Origin of the sequence: Kitasatospora sp. NPDC127060, assembly GCF_042724935.1 — a bacterium.
Classification (GTDB): domain Bacteria; phylum Actinomycetota; class Actinomycetes; order Streptomycetales; family Streptomycetaceae; genus Kitasatospora.
The window spans coordinates 1-3,849 of sequence record NZ_JBHXEG010000176.1; the positions used below are offsets into that span (position 1 = coordinate 1).

Consider the following 3,849-nt stretch of genomic DNA (forward strand, 5'->3'; position numbering starts at 1 on the left):
GGCGCCCTGCACTGCTGGGGCGTCACCGTCGACTGGCCGGCCGTGTACCAGGGTTCGGGCGCGCACCGGGTCGACCTGCCCACGTACCCCTTCCAACGCGAGCGTCTCTGGCCCCGAACGGCCCTCGCGGCGGGCTCGGCCGAGTCGGCCGCCCCGTCCTCGGCCGATCTGCAGTACAAGGCCGTCTGGCGGGCCGTCGGCGACCCCGGGGCCGTCACGCTCGACGGCACGTGGCTCGTGCTCGGGGCCGACCGCGACGCAGTGGGCGCCGCCCTGGCGGACCGCGGCGCCACGGTGATCGGCGCGGACCTGGCCGACGCGGCCCGGACCCGCCGGGACCTGGCCGTACGGCTGCGCGAAGTCATCGGCGAGGGAAAGGAGTTGTCCGGAGTCCTGCGGCTGCCGTCGGCCGCCGGCGAGTCCGGTCTCACCGGCGTGCTGCTCCTGCAGCAGGCGCTCGGCGACGCGGGGATCGACGCACCGCTGTGGTGCGCGACCCGGGGTGCCGTGGCTGTCGGCCCGGCCGAGCGGCTCGCCGACCCGGCGCAGGCTCAGGTCTGGGGGCTGGGCCGGGCGGCGGCGCTGGAGGCCCCGGACCGCTGGGGCGGGCTGATCGACGTGCCGCCGACCTTCGATGAGGTCTCGCTGGCCCGGCTGTGCGGCGCACTCGCCGGCTCGGGCGGCGAGGACCAACTGGCCGTACGCGGGGACGGTCTGTACGTCCGCAGGCTGGTGCGCGCCCAGCGGGCGGCCGCGCCGGTCACCGAGTGGCGGCCGTCCGGTACGGTCCTGATCACCGGCGGCACCGGGGCGCTCGGTGGGCACCTCGCCCGTCGACTCGCCGACCTCGGTGCCGAACACCTGCTGCTGACCAGCCGTCGGGGCGCCGAGGCCGCCGGGGCCCGTGCGCTCACGGCGGAACTGGAGGAGCGGGGCACCCGGGTCACCGTCGCGGCCTGCGACGTGGCCGACCGCGACCAGCTCGCCGCCCTGCTCGCGACCGTCCCGGAGGAGTTCCCGCTCACCGCGGTGATGCACACGGCGGGCGTGCTCGACGACGGCGTCCTGACGGCGCTCACCCCCGACCGACTCGCCACCGTGCTGCGGCCCAAGGTGGAGGCGACCCGCAACCTGCACGAGCTGACCCTGACCCAGGAGCTGAGCGCGTTCGTGCTCTACTCCTCCTTCTCCGGTGCGGTCGGAGGCTCCGGCCAGGCCAACTACGCCGCCGCCAACGCATTCCTCGACGCCTTCGCCGAGCAGCGCCGCGCCGACGGGCTGCCCGCGACCGCGATCGCCTGGGGCGCCTGGGACGGCGGCGGCATGGCCGCCGGGGAGGCGGCCGTGAGCGAGCGGCTCAGCCGGCACGGCGTGCGCGCCATGGCACCCGCACGCGCCCTCGACGGGCTGCAGCAGGCACTCGACCACGGCGACGCCTGCCTGGCGGTCGTCGACATCGACTGGGGGCGCTTCGCCCCGGGGTTCACCGCCGTACGGCCGAGCCCCCTGCTGTCCGCGATACCCGAGGCGGCACCACGGGCCGCGGACGGTCCGGGGCCGCGCGAGGCGCTCGCGACCCTGCCCGACGAGGACCGGCTGCCGGCGCTGCTCGACCTGGTCCGCAGTCAGGCGGCCGCGGTGCTCGGCCACGGCAGCGCGGACAAGGTGGACGCCACCCGGCCGTTCCGTGACCTCGGCTTCGACTCCCTGATGGCGGTCGACCTGCGCAACGTCCTCGGCGCCGCGACCGGTCTCGCGCTTCCCGCGACCGTCGTGTTCGACCACCCGAGCCCGCAGGCGCTGGCCAGGTTCCTGGACGGCGAACTCGGCGGCACCGCCGTCACCCGGGTGCTGGCCGACCTCGGCCGGCTGGAGAGCGCACTGCCCCGCCTCGACGGCGCGGACCTCGGCCCCGAGGTGGTGGGCCGCCTGGAGGCCCTCCTCGCGGTCGCGCGCGCCGCCGCCGGGCCCCATGGACCCGATGGGTCCCCCGAAACCGACGAATCCTCCGAGAGCCCCGCGCTGGACAGCGCGGACGACCTCTTCGCCTACATCGACCAGAAGTACGGAACCCGCTGAACATGAGCAACGAACAGAAGCTTCTCCAGTACCTCAAGCGGGTCACGGCCGACCTGGACGACGCCAACCGGCGCCTGCGGGACACCGAGGACCGCAGCCACGAGCCGATCGCGATCGTCGGCATCGGCTGCCGCTTCCCCGGCGGCGTGCGCTCGGCCGAGCAGATGTGGGACATGCTGGCGACGGGAACCGACACCCTCGTCCCGTTCCCCGAGGACCGCGGCTGGGACCTCGCCGCGCTCTATGACCCCGACCCGGACAAGGCCGGCACCAGCTACGTCCGTGAGGGCGGATTCCTCGACGGGGCAGCCGACTTCGACCCCGCCTTCTTCGGCATCAGCCCCCGCGAGGCGCGCGCCATGGACCCGCAGCAGCGGGTGATGCTCGAAGTGGCCTGGGAGACCCTCGAAGGCGCGGGCCTCGACCCGGCGGCCCTTCGCGAGAGCCGCACCGGCGTGTTCATGGGCACCAACGGCCAGGACTACGGTTCCCTGTTCGGCGGGCAGCCGCCCGAGGAGGGCCTGGAGGGCTACATCGGCACCGGCAACGCCGCGAGCGTCCTGTCCGGCCGCCTCTCCTACGTGCTCGGCCTCGAAGGGCCGGCCGTCACGGTGGACACCGCCTGCTCCGCCTCCCTGGTCTCCCTGCACCTGGCCGCCGAGGCGCTGCGCCGCGGCGAGTGCACCCTGGCGCTGGCCGGCGGTGTCACGGTGATGTCCACCCCGCGCGTCTTCGTCGAGTTCAGCCGCCAGCGCGGGCTCGCCTCGGACGGCCGCTGCAAGCCGTTCGCCGCCGCGGCGGACGGCACCGGCTGGGGCGAGGGCGCGGGCCTGCTCCTGCTGGAGCGGCTCTCCGACGCCAAGCGCAACGGGCACCCGGTGCTGGCCGTGATCCGTGGCTCGGCCGTCAACCAGGACGGTGCCTCCAACGGGCTGACCGCCCCCAACGGCCCCGCCCAGCAGCGCGTCATCCGGCAGGCGCTCGCCAACGCGCGGCTGACCGCCGACCAGATCGACGCGGTCGAGGCGCACGGCACCGGCACCAGGCTCGGTGACCCGATCGAGGCCCAGGCACTGCTCGCCACCTACGGCCGCGGGCGGTCCGAGGAGCGGCCGCTGTGGCTCGGCTCGGTGAAGTCGAACATCGGGCACACCCAGGCCGCGGCCGGTGTCGCCGGCGTGATCAAGATGGTCCTGGCGATGCGGAACGGCGTGCTGCCGCGCACCCTGCACGTCGACGAGCCGACCCCGCACGTGGACTGGTCGGCCGGTGCCGTCCGGCTGCTGGCCGAGGCCAACCCGTGGCCGAGCACCGACACGCCCCGCCGGGCCGGCGTCTCCGCCTTCGGCGTCAGCGGCACCAACGCCCACCTGATCCTCGAACAGGCGCCGCAGGGCGAGGAGTCGAGCGAGCCCGCCGAGCCGACCGGGCCCCGGCCGTCGGCGGTGCCGTGGATCCTCTCCGCGAAGACCCCCGAGGCCTTGCGCGTGCGGGCCGAGCAGCTGCGGGCCCACGTCGAGGCCAACCCGGAGCTGGCCGTGGCGGACATCGCCCACTCGCTCACCCTGGCGCCGCTGTTCGAGCAGCGGGCCGCCGTCACCGCGACCACGCGCGAGGAGTTCCTGGCGGGGCTGGCCGCCCTCCCGGACCGCGCGACCGCGAGCTCCGGCAGGACGGTGTTCCTGTTCACCGGTCAGGGGTCCCAGCGGCTGGGGATGGGCCGGGAGTTGTACGGGGCGTTCCCGGTGTTCGCGGGCGCGTTCGACGCGG

General features: G+C 75.4%; 2 protein-coding genes. Both read left to right on the forward strand.

Annotation, left to right across the window (positions count from 1 at the left end; genetic code table 11):
- Positions 1-2,079, forward strand: a 2,079-nt coding sequence (locus ACFWIS_RS40475) for a beta-ketoacyl reductase (protein WP_380524384.1), incomplete at its 5' end; no start/stop codon positions are given.
- The coding region (locus ACFWIS_RS40480; protein WP_380464043.1) for a type I polyketide synthase at positions 2,076-3,849 on the forward strand (1,774 nt) is incomplete at its 3' end. The genes ACFWIS_RS40475 and ACFWIS_RS40480, both read left to right, overlap by 4 nt.